Raw genomic sequence first — 345 nt, 5'->3', positions numbered from 1 at the left:
AGCCGGTCTCGTCGGCGTACGTTCAGGTCGATGATTCGCGTCGGATCCGTGATCGGATCGGGCACGGTGCGTCGCGGCGCTGCTTGGTTCAGGGCTTGATGTGCTCGGTGCTGGTTGTAGAAGTGTTCGTACTCGCGCAGGGCGTGCCGCAGGTGGTGTTCGTTCCAGATCAGGCAGCGGTCGAGAAGCTCGTGGCGGCATGACTGCACCCACCGCTCCATGATCGAATTCATGCGCGGCATCCGAATACCGGTGAGCACCGTCTTGATGCCGGCCTCGGCGAGAATCTCGTCCATGAGGGCTGGGAACTTCCCATCCCGATCTCGGATCAGAAAGCGCGGCCGG

Annotated in this window: 1 protein-coding gene; it reads right to left on the bottom strand. The window is 62.6% G+C overall.

Going from position 1 to position 345, the window contains the following annotated elements; genetic code table 11:
- On the bottom strand, positions 1–296 hold a 296-nt coding region (locus tag FAF44_RS53925; protein WP_237111220.1), incomplete at its 3' end, for an integrase core domain-containing protein.
- Positions 297–345 lie beyond the last annotated feature (49 nt).

Origin of the sequence: Nonomuraea sp. MG754425 (assembly GCF_021699195.1) — a bacterium.
In the GTDB taxonomy this organism is placed as follows: Bacteria; Actinomycetota; Actinomycetes; order Streptosporangiales; family Streptosporangiaceae; genus Nonomuraea.
This window is presented reverse-complemented; position numbering and strand designations above follow the sequence as displayed.